Source organism: Variovorax sp. KBS0712 (genome assembly GCF_006323185.2).
Taxonomy (GTDB): Bacteria; Pseudomonadota; Gammaproteobacteria; order Burkholderiales; family Burkholderiaceae_C; genus Variovorax; species Variovorax boronicumulans.
The window spans coordinates 471,119-486,774 of the sequence record NZ_VCCD02000003.1 but is presented as its reverse complement, the minus strand read 5'-3'; the positions used below and the strand labels follow the sequence as shown (position 1 = coordinate 486,774).

The 15,656-nt window shown below is 66.3% G+C and carries 18 protein-coding genes; 9 read left to right on the top strand and 9 right to left on the bottom strand.

The window, feature by feature from the left end:
• The first annotated feature begins 19 nt into the window (after positions 1-19).
• Positions 20-514, top strand: coding sequence for a nucleoside deaminase (locus FFI97_RS27025; protein ID WP_139702979.1), 495 nt, complete (start codon positions 20-22; stop codon positions 512-514).
• A 4-nt stretch (positions 515-518) separates the two neighbouring features.
• On the opposite strand, the gene FFI97_RS27020 is transcribed toward FFI97_RS27025, so the two are convergent.
• Positions 519-1,379 (bottom strand): hypothetical protein, encoded by an 861-nt coding sequence (locus tag FFI97_RS27020; RefSeq protein ID WP_139702980.1) that lies wholly within the window; start codon positions 1,377-1,379, stop codon positions 519-521.
• A 131-nt stretch (positions 1,380-1,510) separates the two neighbouring features.
• Between FFI97_RS27020 and FFI97_RS27015 the strand changes: the two genes are divergently transcribed.
• Positions 1,511-1,891, top strand: a complete 381-nt coding sequence (locus FFI97_RS27015; RefSeq protein ID WP_139702981.1) for a hypothetical protein — start codon at positions 1,511-1,513, stop codon at positions 1,889-1,891.
• Between the two features lie 25 nt (positions 1,892-1,916).
• Here FFI97_RS27015 and FFI97_RS27010 read toward each other — a convergent pair whose 3' ends face one another.
• The 6 genes from FFI97_RS27010 to FFI97_RS26985 form a co-directional block, all read right to left on the bottom strand.
• Positions 1,917-2,342 (bottom strand): PaaI family thioesterase, encoded by a 426-nt coding sequence (locus FFI97_RS27010; RefSeq protein ID WP_070060148.1) that lies wholly within the window; start codon positions 2,340-2,342, stop codon positions 1,917-1,919.
• A gap of 101 nt (positions 2,343-2,443) precedes the next feature.
• Positions 2,444-3,268, bottom strand: coding sequence for a 2,5-didehydrogluconate reductase DkgB (gene dkgB, locus FFI97_RS27005; protein WP_139702982.1), 825 nt, complete (start codon positions 3,266-3,268; stop codon positions 2,444-2,446).
• A gap of 50 nt (positions 3,269-3,318) precedes the next feature.
• Positions 3,319-4,521 carry an MFS transporter gene (locus FFI97_RS27000; protein WP_070060146.1) on the bottom strand — a complete coding sequence of 401 codons (1,203 nt, stop codon included), beginning with the start codon at positions 4,519-4,521 and terminating at the stop codon, positions 3,319-3,321.
• Between the two features lie 95 nt (positions 4,522-4,616).
• Entirely contained in the window at positions 4,617-5,402 is a 786-nt protein-coding gene (locus FFI97_RS26995) for a nuclease-related domain-containing protein (protein WP_139702983.1), read from the bottom strand.
• 93 nt (positions 5,403-5,495) lie between these two features.
• The gene (locus tag FFI97_RS26990) at positions 5,496-6,701 is read right to left on the bottom strand and encodes an XRE family transcriptional regulator (RefSeq protein ID WP_139702984.1); all 1,206 of its coding nucleotides are present in this window, start codon (positions 6,699-6,701) and stop codon (positions 5,496-5,498) included.
• The gene (locus FFI97_RS26985) at positions 6,682-7,347 is read right to left on the bottom strand and encodes a hypothetical protein (RefSeq protein ID WP_139702985.1); all 666 of its coding nucleotides are present in this window, start codon (positions 7,345-7,347) and stop codon (positions 6,682-6,684) included. Before FFI97_RS26985 ends, FFI97_RS26990 begins: the two co-directional genes overlap by 20 nt.
• Positions 7,348-7,576: 229 nt before the next feature.
• Between FFI97_RS26985 and FFI97_RS26980 the strand changes: the two genes are divergently transcribed.
• On the top strand, positions 7,577-7,885 hold the full coding sequence (locus FFI97_RS26980) for a hypothetical protein (protein ID WP_139702986.1): 309 nt from the start codon (positions 7,577-7,579) through the stop codon (positions 7,883-7,885).
• A gap of 48 nt (positions 7,886-7,933) precedes the next feature.
• On the opposite strand, the gene FFI97_RS26975 is transcribed toward FFI97_RS26980, so the two are convergent.
• A complete protein-coding gene (locus FFI97_RS26975) occupies positions 7,934-8,779 on the bottom strand; it encodes an alpha/beta hydrolase (protein ID WP_235944225.1) in 846 nt (281 codons plus the stop codon).
• 164 nt (positions 8,780-8,943) lie between these two features.
• Here FFI97_RS26975 and FFI97_RS26970 point away from each other — a divergent pair, with 164 nt between their 5' ends.
• Positions 8,944-9,573, top strand: coding sequence for a 2-hydroxychromene-2-carboxylate isomerase (locus tag FFI97_RS26970; RefSeq protein ID WP_070060143.1), 630 nt, complete (start codon positions 8,944-8,946; stop codon positions 9,571-9,573).
• Between the two features lie 20 nt (positions 9,574-9,593).
• Here FFI97_RS26970 and FFI97_RS26965 read toward each other — a convergent pair whose 3' ends face one another.
• Complete coding sequence (locus FFI97_RS26965; RefSeq protein WP_062474265.1) at positions 9,594-10,505, bottom strand: LysR family transcriptional regulator; 912 nt, start codon at positions 10,503-10,505, stop codon at positions 9,594-9,596.
• Positions 10,506-10,685: 180 nt separating this feature from the next.
• Between FFI97_RS26965 and FFI97_RS26960 the strand changes: the two genes are divergently transcribed.
• The 5 genes from FFI97_RS26960 (at position 10,686) to FFI97_RS26940 (ending at position 15,621) form a co-directional block, all read left to right on the top strand.
• On the top strand, positions 10,686-11,339 hold the full coding sequence (locus tag FFI97_RS26960) for a hydrolase (RefSeq protein ID WP_062474264.1): 654 nt from the start codon (positions 10,686-10,688) through the stop codon (positions 11,337-11,339).
• Between the two features lie 29 nt (positions 11,340-11,368).
• A complete protein-coding gene (locus FFI97_RS26955) occupies positions 11,369-11,665 on the top strand; it encodes a DUF1427 family protein (RefSeq protein ID WP_139702988.1) in 297 nt (98 codons plus the stop codon).
• Positions 11,666-11,745: 80 nt separating this feature from the next.
• The gene (locus FFI97_RS26950) at positions 11,746-13,638 is read left to right on the top strand and encodes an amidohydrolase (RefSeq protein ID WP_139703039.1); all 1,893 of its coding nucleotides are present in this window, start codon (positions 11,746-11,748) and stop codon (positions 13,636-13,638) included.
• Positions 13,639-13,646: 8 nt separating this feature from the next.
• A complete protein-coding gene (locus FFI97_RS26945; protein ID WP_139702989.1) occupies positions 13,647-14,045 on the top strand; it encodes a DoxX family protein in 399 nt (132 codons plus the stop codon).
• The gene (locus tag FFI97_RS26940; RefSeq protein ID WP_070060141.1) at positions 14,038-15,621 is read left to right on the top strand and encodes an MFS transporter; all 1,584 of its coding nucleotides are present in this window, start codon (positions 14,038-14,040) and stop codon (positions 15,619-15,621) included. Before FFI97_RS26945 ends, FFI97_RS26940 begins: the two co-directional genes overlap by 8 nt.
• Positions 15,622-15,656 lie beyond the last annotated feature (35 nt).

The following is a 15,656-nucleotide window of genomic DNA, read 5'->3' as shown; positions in this document are numbered from 1 at the left end:
ACCCAAGGAGATCCGACCCATGTACAACGAACACTTCATGCAGCGCGCCCTGGCTCTTTCGGCCCGGGCGCTCCAGGAGCCCGGCACCGAGCCCTTTGGCGCCGTCGTCGTCAAGAACGGCGAGGTGGTGGGCGAAGGCTTCAACCATTCCGTCGCGCACCACGACCCCACCTCGCACGGCGAGGTCGAGGCCATTCGCGATGCCTGCCGCCGGCTGGGCACCGTCGACCTGTCGGGCTGCGAGCTCTACACCTCGTGCGAGCCCTGCGCCATGTGCGTGGCGGCCATGCACATCGCGGGCATCGGCCAGCTGTACTACGCGGCCACGCTCGCGCAGTCGGGCGACGCATTCAAAGGCGTGACCGTGGCGGCGCGCCACCCCATCGACGTCGACGTGCTGCGCACCGAAGCCGGCGCACCGCTGGCCGCGCGTGCGCAACCGGCCGAGCAGAAGATGGACGCCGAAGCCGTGCGCATCCTCTCGGCGTGGGCCGAGCCGCGACGCGGCAACTGAAGCGCTACGCAGCGGCAGCGTCGCCGCGCGTTGCGGCTTCGAACTCGGCGCGGTTGAGCAGGCCGAAGTACAGCACGTCGTACCACTGCAGCCCCAGCGGATATTCCGTGGCGCGGCTGCGCGTGCTGTCGCAGTCGTCGTCGAAGCGCAGCCCGAAGAAGGCGTCGAGTGGCGCTGCCTGTTTTTTCGCACCGGCTTCGCGCAGCACCTGCGCCGCCGCCGCGATGTCTTGCGGCAGCGCATCGAGCGCGGCGCCGGCCTGCTGGCAACGCGCGAGCTCTTTCTCGACACAGGCCCGCAGCGGGGCCTCTTCCGATTCGGTCATCGTGTCGAGCTCGACCGTCTCCAGCAGCAGGTGCTCGTTGCGGTGGGCTTCGAGAAAAGCCAGGGTCTCGTCCAGCCAGCCCGGCAGCTGCGTCGAGCCCGTCGCGGGTGTGGCCGCTGCGGGCGCGGCAGCCGCAGGTGGTGCCTTCGGTGCGGCGGACGGCGAGAACCAGCCCTTGAGCCGGTCGACGAACGACGTGGCCTTCGGCGCGGCCACGACGGGCGGGGCTGCGGGCGCGGGCGCAGGCAACGGCGCTTGCGCCGCCAGGAACCGCATGATGTCGATGAGCCGCTTCACCCGCGCAAAGCCCGGCTCGAAGCGGCCGCTGATCGCGTACAGCCGGACCTTCTCATCCCCCTCGTCGCTGTCGAGTCCGTCGGAGATCAGCGACGCGCACAGTTGCGGGTCGCCCGACATCAGCAGCCGGTACATGAACGGAATGTCGTAGTTCCATTCGGACAGGCCCGAGATGGTTTCGGGCCGGTCCGTGTACGCCGTGGGCCGGTTGGTGAGGCTGTAGAGGTAGGAGCGATTGGCCATGGATCAAAGTGTGAATGGCGGCTGCAATGCGAGCGCGTCGCCGTGACAAGAATGAAGAAGAGCCACCCCTCGCGAAGCGGCCTTCGGCCTGGTCGGCAGATTCTGCCTTCGCCAGATTTACACTCCGCCCCATGCAAGGAAAGCAAGGCAACGGCGACGTTCAGCGCGGTCTGCAGCCCGTGGTGGAGCTGCGGTCTGAAGGCGCGTCGTACCTGTATTCCGTGCGCGCGCCGCGCTCCAAGGGTGTGATCCCGCCCAGCTCGTACAGCCACACCGGCTTTGCCAGCGTGGCCGATTGCCTGCGCGACATTGCACGCGCGCTCGGCGGCAACTTCAGTCGCATCTACGTGCGCCTCGAAGGCCACTGCGTCGGCGAGCGCGACATTGCCGAACTGCGCAAGGCGCCCGACATCGTCGCGGCCGAACTGCAGGCCCTGTGCCGCGCGGTGATCGCCGAGCAGCAGAAGCAGCAGCAACAAGACCAGAGCGAAGCCACCACGCCGCGCTGCTAGCCGCGCGAAGCGACGTGCCGTTCGCTCACTGCGGCACGTTCACGATGGTCGCCTGCATCATCGCCACCACCTTGTAGTCCGTGTCGCCCGCCTTCGCGAAGGCACGCACTTCGCCCGTGCACACCGCGAGCAGCTTGCCCGAACTCTGCACGCGGCCCACCGCCAGGAAGCGCTCGCCCAGCGCGGGCCGCATGAAGTTGATCTTGAACTCCGCCGTCACCACGTCGCAGCCCTGCGGCGCCTTCGTGAGCCCCGCGTAGCCGCAGGCGCTGTCGACGATGCTCGTCACCGCGCCCGCATGCACATAGCCGCGCTGCTGCGACAGCGCTTTTGAAAACGGCATCTCGATGTGCACCTCGCCGTCGCCCACATGCACCAGCCGCGCGCCGAGCGTGGCCATCAGGCCCTGTGCATTGAAGCTGTCGGAGATGCGGGTGTGAAGGTCGGTCATGGCTGGCAAGCGAAAAGAAGCAGAAGAAAAAGGGCGCCCGTAGGGGCGCCCCGAGGGGGCACTGCATTCTGCCGCGCGGCGCTACGCCCCGCGCCAGTGCCTCAGTCCCACGCCGGCGACAGCCCTTGCGGATCGGTCAGCCGCTCGCCCCGGTCGAGCGCGGCGATCTGCGCCATCTCGGCCTCGGTCAGCGTCAGTTGCTGCGCCTTCAGGTTGCTTTCGAGGTTCGCGCGCTTCGTCGACGACGGGATCACCGCGTAGCCCAGTTGCATCGCCCAGGCCAGCACCACCTGCGCGGGCGTGGCGCCGTGCGCCGTGGCAATCGCGCCGATCACCGGGTCGTTCAGCACCTTGCCGTAGGCCAGCGTCATGTACGAGGTGATGCGGATGCCCTGGCTCTGCGCGAAGGCCGCCACCTTGCGGTTCTGCAGGTAGGGGTGCAGCTCGATCTGGTTCGTGGCGATGGCCGGCGCGCCCACGGCGGCAATGGCCTCCTGCATCAGCGCGATGTTGAAGTTCGACACGCCGATCTGCTTCGTGAGCCCCAGCGCCTTGGCCTCGGCCAGCGCGCCCATGAACTCCGCCACCGGCACCGCGTTGCCGGGCGAGGGCCAGTGGATCAGCGTGAGGTCGACGTGGTCTGTGCGCAGCTTGGCGAGGCTGTCTTTCAGGCTGGGCACCAGCTTGCTCTTCGCGTAGTGGTCGGTCCAGATCTTGGTGGTGATGAACAGGTCGCTGCGGGCCACGCCGCTTTCGGCAATCGCCTGGCCCACCTCGGCTTCGTTGCCGTAGATCTGCGCCGTGTCGATCGTGCGGTAGCCCAGGTCGAGGCCGTTCTTCACCGAGTCGATCACCACCTGGCCCTGCAGGCGGAAGGTGCCGAGGCCGAAGGCGGGAATGGGGGTGTTGATGTTGTTCGTGGTCATGGCGTGTGTGTTCCTTGTGTTCAAAGAAAGAAAAAGAAGAGGGGGAGGACTCAGTGCCCGACCGGCACCGGCCCCGAGGCGCGCACCGGAATGCCGGCACGGCGGTCGAGCGAGCCGCTCCACTGCGTGAGGGCCAGAGAGACCAGCACGACGAGTGCGCCGATCCAGGGCGTGTGCATCAGCCCGAGGTGCGTCACGATCAAGCCGCCGGCCCAGGCCGCGCCGGCAATGCCCAGGTTGAAGGCCGCGATGTTCAGGCCCGAGGCCACGTCCACCGCCTGCGGCGTGAAGCGTTCGGCCTGCTTCACCACGTACACCTGCAGCCCCGGCACGTTGCCGAACGCCACCGCGCCCCACATCAGCACCGCCACCAGCGCCAGCCACTTGTGCGGCGCCGCGAAGTTGAAGACCAGCAGCACGGCCGCCAGCAGCGCAAAGATGATCTTCAGCGCCGGAATCGGGCCCATGCGGTCGGCCAGCTTGCCGCCCCAGATGTTGCCCACCGCCACCGAGATGCCGTACACCAGCATCACCCAGCCAACCGCGCCGGCACTGAAGCCCGACACGTCGGTGAGGATCGGCGCCAGGAACGTGAACGGAATGAACGAGCCGCCGTAGCCGATGGCCGTCTTGGCATACACCAGCAGCAGGCGCGGCTCGGCCAGCACCTTCGCTTGTTGCGCCAGCGAGGCCGGCGGCGTGTGGCGGATGTTGCCCGGCACGAAGATCCAGCTGCCGATGAAGGCGACCACGCCCAGCGCCGACACGGCCAGGAAGGTCTCGCGCCAGCCGAAGTGCTGCCCGATGAACGTGCCCAGCGGCACGCCCGTGACCAGCGCCACCGTGAGGCCCGTGAACATGATCGCGATGGCGCTTGCCGCCTTTTCCTTCGGCACCAGGCCGGTGGCAATCGTCGAGCCGATCGAGAAGAACACCCCGTGCGCCAGCCCCGTGAGCACGCGGGCGGCAATCAGCGATTCATAGCTGGGCGCCTGCCAGGCCAGCAGGTTGCCGACCGTGAACAGCGCCATCAGCCCGAGCAGCAGCGCTTTGCGCGGCAGCTTGCCCGTGAGGGCGGTGAGCACCGGCGCGCCAATGGCAACGCCCAGCGCATAGAGGCTGACCAGCAGGCCCGCCGAGGGAAGGCCGATGCCGAGGTCGGCAGCGACGGTGGGAATGAGGCCAACGATGACGAACTCGGTCGTTCCGATGGCGAAGGCGCTGAGGGTCAGCGCGAGTAAGGCGATTGGCATGAGAGCACTCCTTGTGGGATGGGAGGAGTGTCTTGCGGTTACCTTTGCAGATTAAGAGGGTATGGGGAATAAGATAGTTGCGATCAAGTCAACAGTCAGTTTGGACTTCGCTCTCGTTCGACCGCGCGGATGAGTCGAGAAAGATGAAAGCTAGCCAGGTTGACGTCCTCGGGGGAGAGGCGGGCAGGCTCGCTCTGCAGGAACGACGGTAGTGCTTTGGGTTCGAGGACCCATAAATCGCGAAAGCCGCCTGAATTGGCCACGAACCATCCAGGGAAGACAATCACTGGCCGTGTCTCGAACTTTCGCCCCGTGCTCTGCGATAGCAACTGCTTCAACCAGCTTGCCTGGGCTTTTGCCTGAACGATGGGGTCACGATCTGGAGCGAACGATCCAATTTTGAGAGTTTGTCCATCGAAGACCACCTCAGCTTTACCAGACGCTGGCTTGCTCCAGGTCTTTGTCTCGACGGTGAAAATTCCCGGTGGACCAATTAGTACGTGGTCAAGGTTGAAGCCATCGCCCACTACGTCGTGGAAGACCTGAAATCCGTCTTGGCGCAAGCGCTCCAGAAACTGCCCAACAACTTTTTCTCCTTCTATCGCTTGTCGTAAGTTTCGAAGCTTTGGCAAGTTTCTATAGATTCGGAAGACTGCGTATGCAACTCCGAAGCCCGCGCTGATGGAGAAAATAACTGGGCTCGGAGCCATATCGAAGTAGAGCCGATACCACTCCAGTCCTGCAATGATTGTCAGGAACAGTGCCAGCATCAGCGGCTGTGAAACCGCGTTCTCGAGTAGTTCCTCTCGTTCCTCCGCAACGGATTGCCCTGGAGCACGTAATGGCTTGTCTTTGAGTGGCGAGCGCGTTTTGGATTTCATTCTGGGACGTTCGCCACGTTCGCCTCTAGCTAGTGATTGGCCCCACGGATCAGGGCTTGATGCTCCGTGGTGGGCCCAAAGTTACCTTGAGCTCTATTTCCTAAAAATAGACACCACGGCCGCTCGTTCACCATCGAGCTTCTGTACTGGCTGGGCCGGTGCTCTCGATGCTCGCAACGTTGCCAACTCCACTACTTCCGCTGAGGTGCTGAAGTAGTTGTCACGCAGGCCGCAGAGTTTCTCCACATCGCCTGCAGAAAAACCTAGATAACGTGGAATTCCCTCTGCAGGCAAGACGCCTTCGCTGATGAGCAACTCCACCGTCCGACGAAGCAGCCTCGGCACCTCAGGTTTCCATTTATCGTCTCCGGGTTCGGCCTTTGATCCCCAGCGCGCAGAGCGGCGCTTGAAAAGAATGAGCTTTTCCTCGTCACTAAGCAGGCCCAAGACGTGCAAGCGCATCATCATTGCAGCAACAGATGCTCCCCAGCGCTGTTTGAGGATGAGCAGGTTGTCCAGGTTGGGTGGAACGCGCACTTCGGTCGCGAAGGTTTTTGCGGGAAGTAGCAACGCGCTGGCAAAGCGGTGCGCTTGCTTTTCCATTTGGTTATAGCGATCGCGTTCGTCTGCTCTAGGTATGTGCTTGTGTAGAACGAGATGTCCGATTTCGTGAGCTAGGTCAAAGCGGCTGCGGAATGCATTGGCCTTGTCAGCCGACAGCAGCACGATTGGATTGCCCAGCAAGGAACTCCAGCTGGAAAGGCCTTCGATGGCAGAAATCTCAGTTTCCTCGCGTACGACGATGATGCCTGCGCTCTCTGCAGCCAAAGCTAGATCATGGATGGGGCCGCTACCTAGTTGCCACAGTTGGCGGCACTCTTCTGCGGCGGCCTCAATATCCGCGTCATTGATTTGCTCGGGGTCTTGAAAACTGCGCTGAGGCAGGTTGACCTTCGGGTAGTCCACATGCTCGGAGAGCAGTACTGCGATTTCCTGTGTCCACTCTGTCCGCGCTTCTAGTTTGGCGCGAGCCGCTTTAAGAGCCGATGCGTTGCTGCGATAAAGCGGCGTTGACACAGGCTGCAGCATCGGACGGGTAAGCCATTCCGTCCGCAGGTTGAGAGCGGATGCCACACGCTCAAAGGTTTCCGCTTCGGGGGCCTGATCGCCCTTGCACCACTTGGTGACTGTGGATGCCGCTACGTCGACAAGGCTTGCGAGTTGGCCTTTGGTGAAGCCTCGTGCGGAAAGCGCTTGCTCAAGCCGTGCGGGTTGCAGTTCATTGATTCCCTTGGTCATCGCCGGTTTTCTTCTTTGGCTGTGCCTTGAGTTTTGGCACTGCCGTATCAGGTTGGACCGCTGTATCGGTCTGATCGTAGAGTTTGATGAAGTCAGTCATGGTGTTGATATAGAGCCAAGACTTCATGTCGGGGGCTGGGAGAGACACCATCACTTCCGTCAACTGGGCGATTCCGTTGGTGTCAACACCATCCATTACCCCGAGGATGAAGATGGTGCCGGCCGATACTTCGCGTGGTTGCGCGAAAAGGTCAGCTTGAACGTATTTTCGGTTGATGTTGTCGTTGACTTCTGCCAGCTTGATGCGCGTTGCACTGCGCCGCAGATTGATCCATTTGTGTCCGGGAACGTTCAGCCGAACGATGCTGAAGATGCCCAGCCGTCCCACTACCAGTCGTGTGCCGCATAGTGGGGTGGGCTCAGCGCCGTGAGCTAGTAGCGCCTCGTGGAACGTTTCGTTTATGAAAAAGTGCTTGTTTTGCCCAGCAATGGATGGCTTATGTCCTGGCGCAAAAGCGGCAGAGTGTTGACGCCCCTGGTGGTCGCCCGCGTAGTAAGCGTCCTCGAAAGCCATGAGGGCATCACGAGGAATATTCTTGACAACGAGCTGTTCGAGCTTTTTGGTGCCTGCGGACGGAGTGGGCATGCGTTTATCCCGATGAATTGTTTCGAGTGGCGGGAATAGTACATCAAAAAGTTTCGTGTGAAGGGTGTTTTTTCCTCCTGGGTTCCGTTCGAATTCGCATTGGAGGAGGCCTTTTCCGCTGAAATGTCGCGATGCGCCCGCGCTCTAGATACACTGCGCCGCGTCGCGCTGGGTGGTGCGGCCGGGTTTGGAAGCCTGATGAACCTCTGCGCAACTTGGAGTCCATCTCATGGCTGAATCCGCTCGCGCCTGCGCGCAATCTCGCATTCCCTCCGCTTCCCTCGACGACCTCGCCCTGCAAGCCTGCGACGACGCCGACAACCTCAACGCTGTAATGCGCGCCTACACCGCGCTAGAAAAGCTCGTAGACACCAGCGCCCTGAACGACAGCGAAGAACTCGCCCCCACCCGCACCGAACTGAGCGCCTTGCTGCGCCTGCTCAACGAAGCGTTGCTGGCGCGCATCGCCACCGTCAACGCGACAGCCGATGCCGTACGCGATGCGCTGCAAGCGCACCCCTCGTTCAAGCCGACCTAGCCCCCGGCTGCCGGCCTGAAGCCTCTGCTCACGACCGGCCCGCAACCCTCAAGCCGCCTTCGTCTCCGGCAACACCGCCGTCAACGCAAAGTCCACCAGCATCAGCCAAGTCTCTTCGAGCCCGGTGATGTTGTGGTGGTCCGAGTTCGACACGGTCTGCACGCTCACGGGCGTGGGCCAGGCGGCGATGAGTTTTTCGGAGCGTTCGTGCGGCACCACGTCGTCCTTCGCGGCAAGCAGCACCTGGGTCTTGGCGGCGACTTCCTTGCTGTGCTCGATGGAGTTGAAGCGGTGGCGCAGCAGCAGCGACAGCGGCACGAGCGGAAAGCGCTTCTTGGCGACTTCGAGCAGCGAGTCGTAGGGGGTGATGAGCTGCAGGCTCGCAAACTCCTGCCGCGCCACGAGCTGGATGGCCACGCCGGTGCCCAGGCTGCGGCCCACCACGTGCAGGCGCGCCTGCGGAAAGGCGCGGCGCAGGTGGCTGGCGAACTGGGCGGCGTCGGCCACGGAGGCGATTTCAGACGGCGCGCCCTGCGAGTCGGCCACGCCCCGGTAGTTGAGGGCGGCAAAGCCGAAGCCCTCGGGCAGCCAGTGCAGCATCTGCGCGGTGGCGCGCACGTCTTCGCCGCGGCCGGCGAAGTAGATGAACAGGTCCTGCAGCGCGTCTTCACCCTGCGGGTGGTACACGTAGCCGCGCACCATGCCGCCGGGCACGGGGTGCGAGTAGGTCGAGAAGTCGTCCGACAGATGCACCACGGGCAGCTTGCGGGCGTTGAAAAGAATGTGGCCCTGGCGCGTCGCGAGCAGGGTCCAGTAGGCGGCCAGGCTGCCAATGGCGGCGGCCGAGGCCGACAGGGCAATGCGGGCAATCTTGGCTTGGGTGTTCTTCTGCAAATCAGGGCTCCCGAGAAAGTGGCGGCGTGGCATCGCAAGGGCAGGGCCCGGCCGATGCACAACGCGCAAGGGGCGTAGTTTCACCGCGTTCGCGAGGCGGTGCGTTGCGAGGTGTATGGCCGTGGCGCGCGGCGCGTCGGCCGGGGGCTGAAGATAATCCCCGCATGATCGCCATCGACTGCTACTACAGCCTTTCCTCGCCTTGGGCCTACCTCGGCGGCCCGCAACTGCAAGACATCGTGCGCCGCCACCATGTGCAGCTCACGCTCAAGCCCTACGACTTCCAGGCGGTGGTGCCGCAGACCGGCGGCATTCCGCTGAAGACGCGCCCCGAGCCGCGCCGCACGTACCACGCGCTGGAGCTGTCGCGCTGGCGCGATTACCTCGGCATGCCGATGAACCTGGAGCCCGCGCACTACCCGAAGGGCGCGCCGACCGACCCGAACTGGAACAAGTACCCCGGCTGGATGGTGATCGCCGCCCAGCTGCAGGGCCTGGACGCGCAGCCGCTGTCGCACGCGCTGTTGCGCGCGCTGTGGGCCGAGGAGCGCGACACGGCGCAGGCCGCGGTGCGCATCGCGATCGCCGACGAGAACGGCTACGACGGCGCGGCGCTGCAGGCGCTGGAGCAGTCGGCCGAGGTGCTGGCGGTGTACCGCGCCAACAGCGCCGACGCGGTGGAAGCGGGCGTGTTCGGCGCGCCCACGTTCATCCTGAACGGCGAGCGTTTCTGGGGACAAGACCGGCTGGCGTTTCTCGACCGGGCGCTCGACAAGCTGCGCGCCGGCGGCTGAGCGGCAACCTCTCTTTTTCTTCAGAGGAACGAACGCGGCAGCAGCGCGGGCACGAGCGTGCGGTGCAGCCGCTCGCGCCACCAGCGCAGCGCCTGGCCCTGCGCGCCGGTCTTCCACGCGAGCCAGAAGGCTTCGGGCGCGCGCGGTTCCTCGGTCGGCAGTTCGACCAGCGTGCCGCGCGCCAGCTCGTCGGTGATGCAGGCGCGCGGCAGGAAGCCGTGGCCCAGCCCGGCGACCTGGCAGGCGACCTTGGCGGCCATCGACGGCACGGTGATGCGCGGCTGGCCGGCCATGAGGCCCACGGTGCGGTCCGACAGGGTGCGCGCGGTGTCGCCGACCACGATGGCGTTGCAGTCGATGAGGTCGCCGCGCTGCACGGGGCGCTTCAGCCGCGTGAGCGGGTGGGTGGGCGCGACGCAGAAGGCGAACTCGAGGCTGCCCACGGCCACGGCCTGGTGGCCGCCGCCGGCCGGGCCTTCGCCCGCGGCCACGACGATGTCGGCGCGGCCCTCGCGCAGCGCCTCCCAGCTGCCGGTGAGCGCCTCGCAGCCGATGCGCAGCCGCGTGCCGCAGCGCAGGTCTTCGAAGGCGCGGATGTCGTCCATGAAGGCCTGCGTGGGAATGAGCGAGTCGTGCACCAGCCGCAGCTCTGATTCATAGCCTGTGGCAATCTGCCGCATGCGCGATTCGAGGTCGCTCGCGGCGCCGAGCAGCCAGCGGCCTTCCTTGAGCATTTCTTCGCCGGCGGCAGTGAGGGTCACGCGCGGGCCGTTGCGCTCGAACAGCAGCATGCCCAGCTGTTCTTCGAGCTTGCCCACGGCGTAGGAGATGGTGGAGGGCACCTTGTTCAGCCGCGCGGCGGCGGCGGCAAAGGAGCCGTGGCGCGCGATGGCGTCGACGACCTCGATGGCTTCCAGGGTGAGCTTGAGCACGGGGCGTTCCTCGCAGCAAAAAGGAATGATCGAAAACTTCGATCATTGATGGTGAAAAGTTTCGTCGATGGGGCCCTGCGTGCACCGGATGATTCAGCCCACGCCAAGGAGATTCCCTCCGAAAGCGATTGTGAACCGAATCGAATATCCACGCACCCAACTTTGCCGAAGGAGCCTTCCATGACCGTCCAAGCCACCCCCACCGCCGGCGCCAAGCTGCTCACCCCCACCGACCACACGCTGGTGATGATCGACTTCCAGTCGCAGATGGCCTTTGCCACGCACTCGATCGACGCCGTGAACCTGCGCAACAACGCCGCGCTGGTGGCGCAGGCGGCGGCCGGCTTCAAGGTGTCGACCATCCTCACGACCGTGGCCGAGAAGAGTTTTTCGGGCCCGATGTTCAGCGAGATCACCGACGCCTTCCCCGGCCAGAAGATGCTCGACCGCACCTCGATGAACACCTGGGAAGACGCCGCCGTGATCGAGCGCGTGAACGCCATCGGCAAGCCGCGCATCGTGCTGGCCGGCCTGTGGACCAGCGTGTGCATCGTGGGCCCGGCGCTGTCGGCGCTGGACCAGGGCTTCGAGGTGTACGTGATTGCCGACGCCTGCGGCGACGTGTCCACCGAGGCGCACAACCGCGCCATGGAGCGCATGGTGCAGGCCGGCGCGCAGCCGATGACCTCGCTGCAGTATCTGCTGGAGCTGCAGCGCGACTGGGCGCGTGGCGACACCTACGAATTGACGACCGGTATTGCGAAGAAGGTGGGCGGCGCCTACGGTCTGGGCGTGACGTACGCCAAGACGATGTTCGGCGCCCACGAGGGTTGAGCGCAGCGCACCCGGAAGGCCGACCGACCATGAAGACCTATGTCGTTTCCCTCGCGCTCGGCCTGCTGGTCGGCGTGATCTACGCGCTCTTCCAGGTGCGCTCGCCGGCGCCGCCGGTGATCGCCCTGGTGGGCCTCTTGGGCATCCTGCTCGGCGAGCAGATCCCGCCGCTGGTGCGGCAGGTGTTCGACCGGCCGGCCGCCACCTCGTGGCTGCATGACCAGGTCAAGCCGCACGTGTTCGGCGCGCTGCCGACCTGCGCGCAGCCCGGGGCGGTGAAGTCTGCCGCCACCGGCAGCCGCCCGTCCGAGCGGAGCGACGCATGAACGCCCCCGACCCGCAACGCCGCCACTTCCTGGGCGCCCTCGGCGCCTTTGCAGCCACCTCCCTCGCACCCGCATCCACCATGGCCACCACCCAGACCCCCGACCTCATCCTGCGCAACGGCCGCTTCACCACGCTGGACCGTGCCAACCCCACGGCCGACGCGGTGGCCATCAAGGACGGCCGCTTCACCCGCGTGGGCCGCGCCGAAGACGTGCTGCCGCTGGCCGGCAGCCAGACCCGCGTGATCGACCTGCAAGGCCAGCGCGTGCTGCCGGGCCTCATCGACAACCACCTGCACATCATTCGCGGCGGCCTGAACTACAACATGGAGCTGCGCTGGGACGGCGTGAAGAGCCTGGCCGATGCCATGGGCATGCTCAAGCGCCAGGTGGCGATCACGCCCGCGCCGCAGTGGGTGCGCGTGGTGGGCGGCTTCACCGAGCACCAGTTCGTCGAGAAGCGCCTGCCGACCCTGGCCGAGCTGAACGCGGTGGCGCCCGACACGCCGGTGTTCATCCTGCACCTGTACGACCGCGCGCTGCTCAACGGCGCCGCGCTGCGCGCCGTGGGCTACACCAAGGACACGCCCGCGCCGCCCGGCGGCGAGATCGTGCGCGACAGCGCCGGCAACCCCACGGGCCTGCTGCTGGCCAAGCCGAACGCGGCCATCCTGTACGCCACGCTGGCCAAGGGGCCGAAGCTGCCCTTCGACTACCAGCTCAATTCCACGCGCCACTTCATGCGCGAGCTCAACCGCCTGGGCGTGACCGGCGCCATCGACGCGGGCGGCGGCAACCAGAACTACCCCGACGACTACGAAGTGATCCAGAAGCTGCACGACGACGGGCAGCTCACGATCCGCCTGGCCTACAACCTCTTCACGCAGAAGCCCAAGGCCGAGAAGGACGACTTCCTGAACTGGACGGCCAACTCCAGATACAAGCAGGGCGACGACTACTTCCGCCACAACGGCGCGGGCGAGATGCTGGTGTTCTCGGCGGCCGACTTCGAGGACTTCCGCCAGCCGCGCCCCGACATGGCGCCCGAGATGGAAGGCGACCTCGAAGGCGTGGTGCGCATCCTGGCGCAGAACCGCTGGCCGTGGCGCATGCACGCGACCTACGACGAAACCATCAGCCGCTCGCTCGACGTGTTCGAGAAGGTCAACAAGGACACGCCGCTGGCCGGCCTGAACTGGTTCTTCGACCATGCCGAGACGATTTCCGAGAAGTCGATGGACCGCATCGCCGCGCTCGGCGGCGGCGTGGCGGTGCAGCACCGCATGGCCTACCAGGGCGAGTACTTCGTGGAGCGCTACGGCCCCGGCGCAGCCGAGGCCACGCCGCCGGTCAAGAAGATGCTGGAGCGCGGCCTGAAGGTGTCGGCCGGCACCGACGCGACGCGCGTGGCCTCGTACAACCCGTGGGTGTCGCTGTCGTGGCTGGTCACGGGCAAGACGGTGGGCGGCATGCAGCTGTACCCGCAGCGCAACTGCCTGGACCGCGAGGCTGCACTGCGCATGTGGACCGAGAACGTCACCTGGTTCTCGAACGAAGAGGGCAAGAAGGGCCGCATCCAGGAAGGCCAGCTCGCCGACCTGGTGGTGCCCGACCGCGACTTCTTCGCTTGCGCCGAATCGGAGATTGCCGACACCACGGCGCTGCTCACGATGGTGGGTGGCAAGGTGGTCTACGGCGCCGGCCCGTTCGCCGCGCACGACGAAGGCGGCCTGCCGCCCGCCATGCCCGACTGGTCGCCCGCGCGCACCTTCGGCGGCTATGCGGGCTGGGCCGACACGGCCGAGGGCGCACCGCTGCAGAAGGTGATGCGCAACGCCGCGATGTCGTGCGCCTGCGCCAACGACTGCAACGTGCACGGCCACCAGCACGCGACGGCCTGGAGCAGCAAGCTGCCCATCGCCGACCTGAAGAGCTTCTGGGGCGCGCTGGGTTGCGCCTGCTGGGCGGTGTGATGAAGGCCATGCACTGGACCCTTTCGCCCGCCGTGCGCTGGATCGCCTTGCTGCTGCTGTGCGCGGCCTACCTGCAGGGCGGCCTGAACAAGGCGTTGGACTTCAACGCAGCCATCGCCGAGATGAACCACTTCGGCCTGTCGCCGGCCGGCCCGCTGGCCGTGGCGGTGATCGTGCTGGAGCTGGGCGCCGCGGCGCTCATCCTCACCGGCTTCTGGCGCTGGCTCGGCGCGCTCGCGCTGGGCGGCTTCACGCTCATGGCGACTTTCGTCGCGCTGCGTTTCTGGGAGATGCCGCTGGGGCAGGAACGCTTCATGGCGGCCAACGCCTTCTTCGAACACCTGGGCCTGGTCGGCGGCTTCCTGCTCGTCGCCTGGCTCGACCTCCAGGAGCGCCACGATGACTGAGCCCCAAGCCAAAGCCGCCGGCGCCTTCGCGCCGCTGCGCCAGCCGGTCTTCGCCGTGCTGTGGGCCGCCACGGTGCTGGGCAACATCGGCAGCTTCATGCGCGACGTGGCCAGTTCGTGGCTGGTGACCGACCTGTCGGCCAGCCCGACGGCGGTGGCGCTGATCCAGACGGCGGCGACGCTGCCGATCTTCCTGCTGGCGATTCCGGCCGGCGTGCTGTCGGACATCCTCGACCGGCGGCGCTTCCTGATCTTCGTGCAGGTGCTGCTGGCCGCGGTGAGCGGCACGCTGCTGGTGCTCTCGCACACGGGCACGCTCACGGTCGAGTACCTCATTGCGCTGACCTTCGTGGGCGGCATCGGCGCGGCGCTCATGGGGCCGACCTGGCAGTCGATCGTGCCGGAGCTGGTGCCGCGCAGTGAGCTCAAGGGCGCGGTGGCGCTGAACTCGCTGGGCATCAACATCGCGCGCTCTATCGGGCCGGCGGCGGGCGGGCTGATCCTGGCGAGCTTCGGCGCGGCCGCCACCTACGGGCTGGACGTGCTGAGCTACGTGTTCGTGATCGCGGCGCTGTTGTGGTGGAAGCGCCCGGCGGCGGTGGACAGCGGGCTGTCCGAGAACTTCTTCGGCGCCTTCCGCGCCGGCCTGCGCTACACGCGGGCCAGCAAGGAGCTGCATGTGGTGCTGCTGCGCGCGGCGGTGTTCTTCCTGTTCGCCAGCTCGGTGTGGGCGCTGCTGCCGCTGGTGGCGCGCCAGATGCTCGGCGGCACGGCGAGCTTCTACGGCATCCTGCTCGGCGCCGTGGGCGCGGGCGCCATCGGCGGCGCGCTGGTGATGCCGCGGCTGCGTGCGCGGCTCGATGCCGACGGCATGCTGCTGCTGGCCTCGCTGCTCACCGCCGCGGTGATGGGTGCCCTGGTGTTCGCGCCGCCGCAGTGGCTGGCGGTGCCGATGCTGGGCGTGCTCGGGCTGGGCTGGATCATTGCGCTGACCACGCTCAACGGCGTGGCGCAGTCGATCCTGCCGAACTGGGTGCGCGGGCGCGGGCTGGCCGTGTACCTCACGGTGTTCAACGGCGCCATGGCCGCCGGCAGCCTGGGCTGGGGCCTGGTGGCGCAGCAGATCGGCGTGCCGGCCACGCTGGTGGCGGGCGCCGTGGGGCTGGTGGTGATGGGGCTGGTGTTCCACCGCGTGCGGCTGCCCGCGGGCGAGGCCGACCTGCAGGCCTCGAACCACTGGCCCGAGCCGCTCTTGGCCGAGCCGGTGGCGCACGACCGCGGGCCCGTGATGATCCAGGTCGAGTACCGCATCCGCAAGGAAGACCGGCCGGCGTTCCTCGATGCGATGAAGCGCCTGTCGCTGGAGCGCCGCCGCGACGGCGCCTACGCCTGGGGCGTGCACGAGCACACGGCCGATGCCGAGCGCGTGATGGAGTGGTTCCTCGTGGAGTCGTGGGCCGAGCACCTGCGCCAGCACCACCGCGTGTCGCACGCCGACGCCGACCTGCAGGCCGAGGCGCTGCGCTTTCACATCGGCCCGGGCAAGCCCGAGGTGCATCACTTCCTGGCGCTCTGAGCGGCGCGGATTCTTCTTTCTCTTTCCCTTTCACC

Excerpts from the sequence above, each read along its gene's own strand:
- FFI97_RS27025 (WP_139702979.1), top strand. The coding sequence starts at position 20 with ATGTACAACGAACACTTCATGCAGCGCGCCCTGGCTCTTTCGGCCCGG.
- FFI97_RS27020 (WP_139702980.1), bottom strand. The coding sequence starts at position 1,379 with ATGGCCAATCGCTCCTACCTCTACAGCCTCACCAACCGGCCCACGGCG.
- FFI97_RS27015 (WP_139702981.1), top strand. The coding sequence starts at position 1,511 with ATGCAAGGAAAGCAAGGCAACGGCGACGTTCAGCGCGGTCTGCAGCCC.
- FFI97_RS27010 (WP_070060148.1), bottom strand. The coding sequence starts at position 2,342 with ATGACCGACCTTCACACCCGCATCTCCGACAGCTTCAATGCACAGGGC.
- dkgB (WP_139702982.1), bottom strand. The coding sequence starts at position 3,268 with ATGACCACGAACAACATCAACACCCCCATTCCCGCCTTCGGCCTCGGC.
- FFI97_RS27000 (WP_070060146.1), bottom strand. The coding sequence starts at position 4,521 with ATGCCAATCGCCTTACTCGCGCTGACCCTCAGCGCCTTCGCCATCGGA.
- FFI97_RS26995 (WP_139702983.1), bottom strand. The coding sequence starts at position 5,402 with ATGAAATCCAAAACGCGCTCGCCACTCAAAGACAAGCCATTACGTGCT.
- FFI97_RS26990 (WP_139702984.1), bottom strand. The coding sequence starts at position 6,701 with ATGACCAAGGGAATCAATGAACTGCAACCCGCACGGCTTGAGCAAGCG.
- FFI97_RS26985 (WP_139702985.1), bottom strand. The coding sequence starts at position 7,347 with ATGCCCACTCCGTCCGCAGGCACCAAAAAGCTCGAACAGCTCGTTGTC.
- FFI97_RS26980 (WP_139702986.1), top strand. The coding sequence starts at position 7,577 with ATGGCTGAATCCGCTCGCGCCTGCGCGCAATCTCGCATTCCCTCCGCT.
- FFI97_RS26970 (WP_070060143.1), top strand. The coding sequence starts at position 8,944 with ATGATCGCCATCGACTGCTACTACAGCCTTTCCTCGCCTTGGGCCTAC.
- FFI97_RS26960 (WP_062474264.1), top strand. The coding sequence starts at position 10,686 with ATGACCGTCCAAGCCACCCCCACCGCCGGCGCCAAGCTGCTCACCCCC.
- FFI97_RS26955 (WP_139702988.1), top strand. The coding sequence starts at position 11,369 with ATGAAGACCTATGTCGTTTCCCTCGCGCTCGGCCTGCTGGTCGGCGTG.
- FFI97_RS26950 (WP_139703039.1), top strand. The coding sequence starts at position 11,746 with ATGGCCACCACCCAGACCCCCGACCTCATCCTGCGCAACGGCCGCTTC.
- FFI97_RS26945 (WP_139702989.1), top strand. The coding sequence starts at position 13,647 with ATGCACTGGACCCTTTCGCCCGCCGTGCGCTGGATCGCCTTGCTGCTG.
- FFI97_RS26940 (WP_070060141.1), top strand. The coding sequence starts at position 14,038 with ATGACTGAGCCCCAAGCCAAAGCCGCCGGCGCCTTCGCGCCGCTGCGC.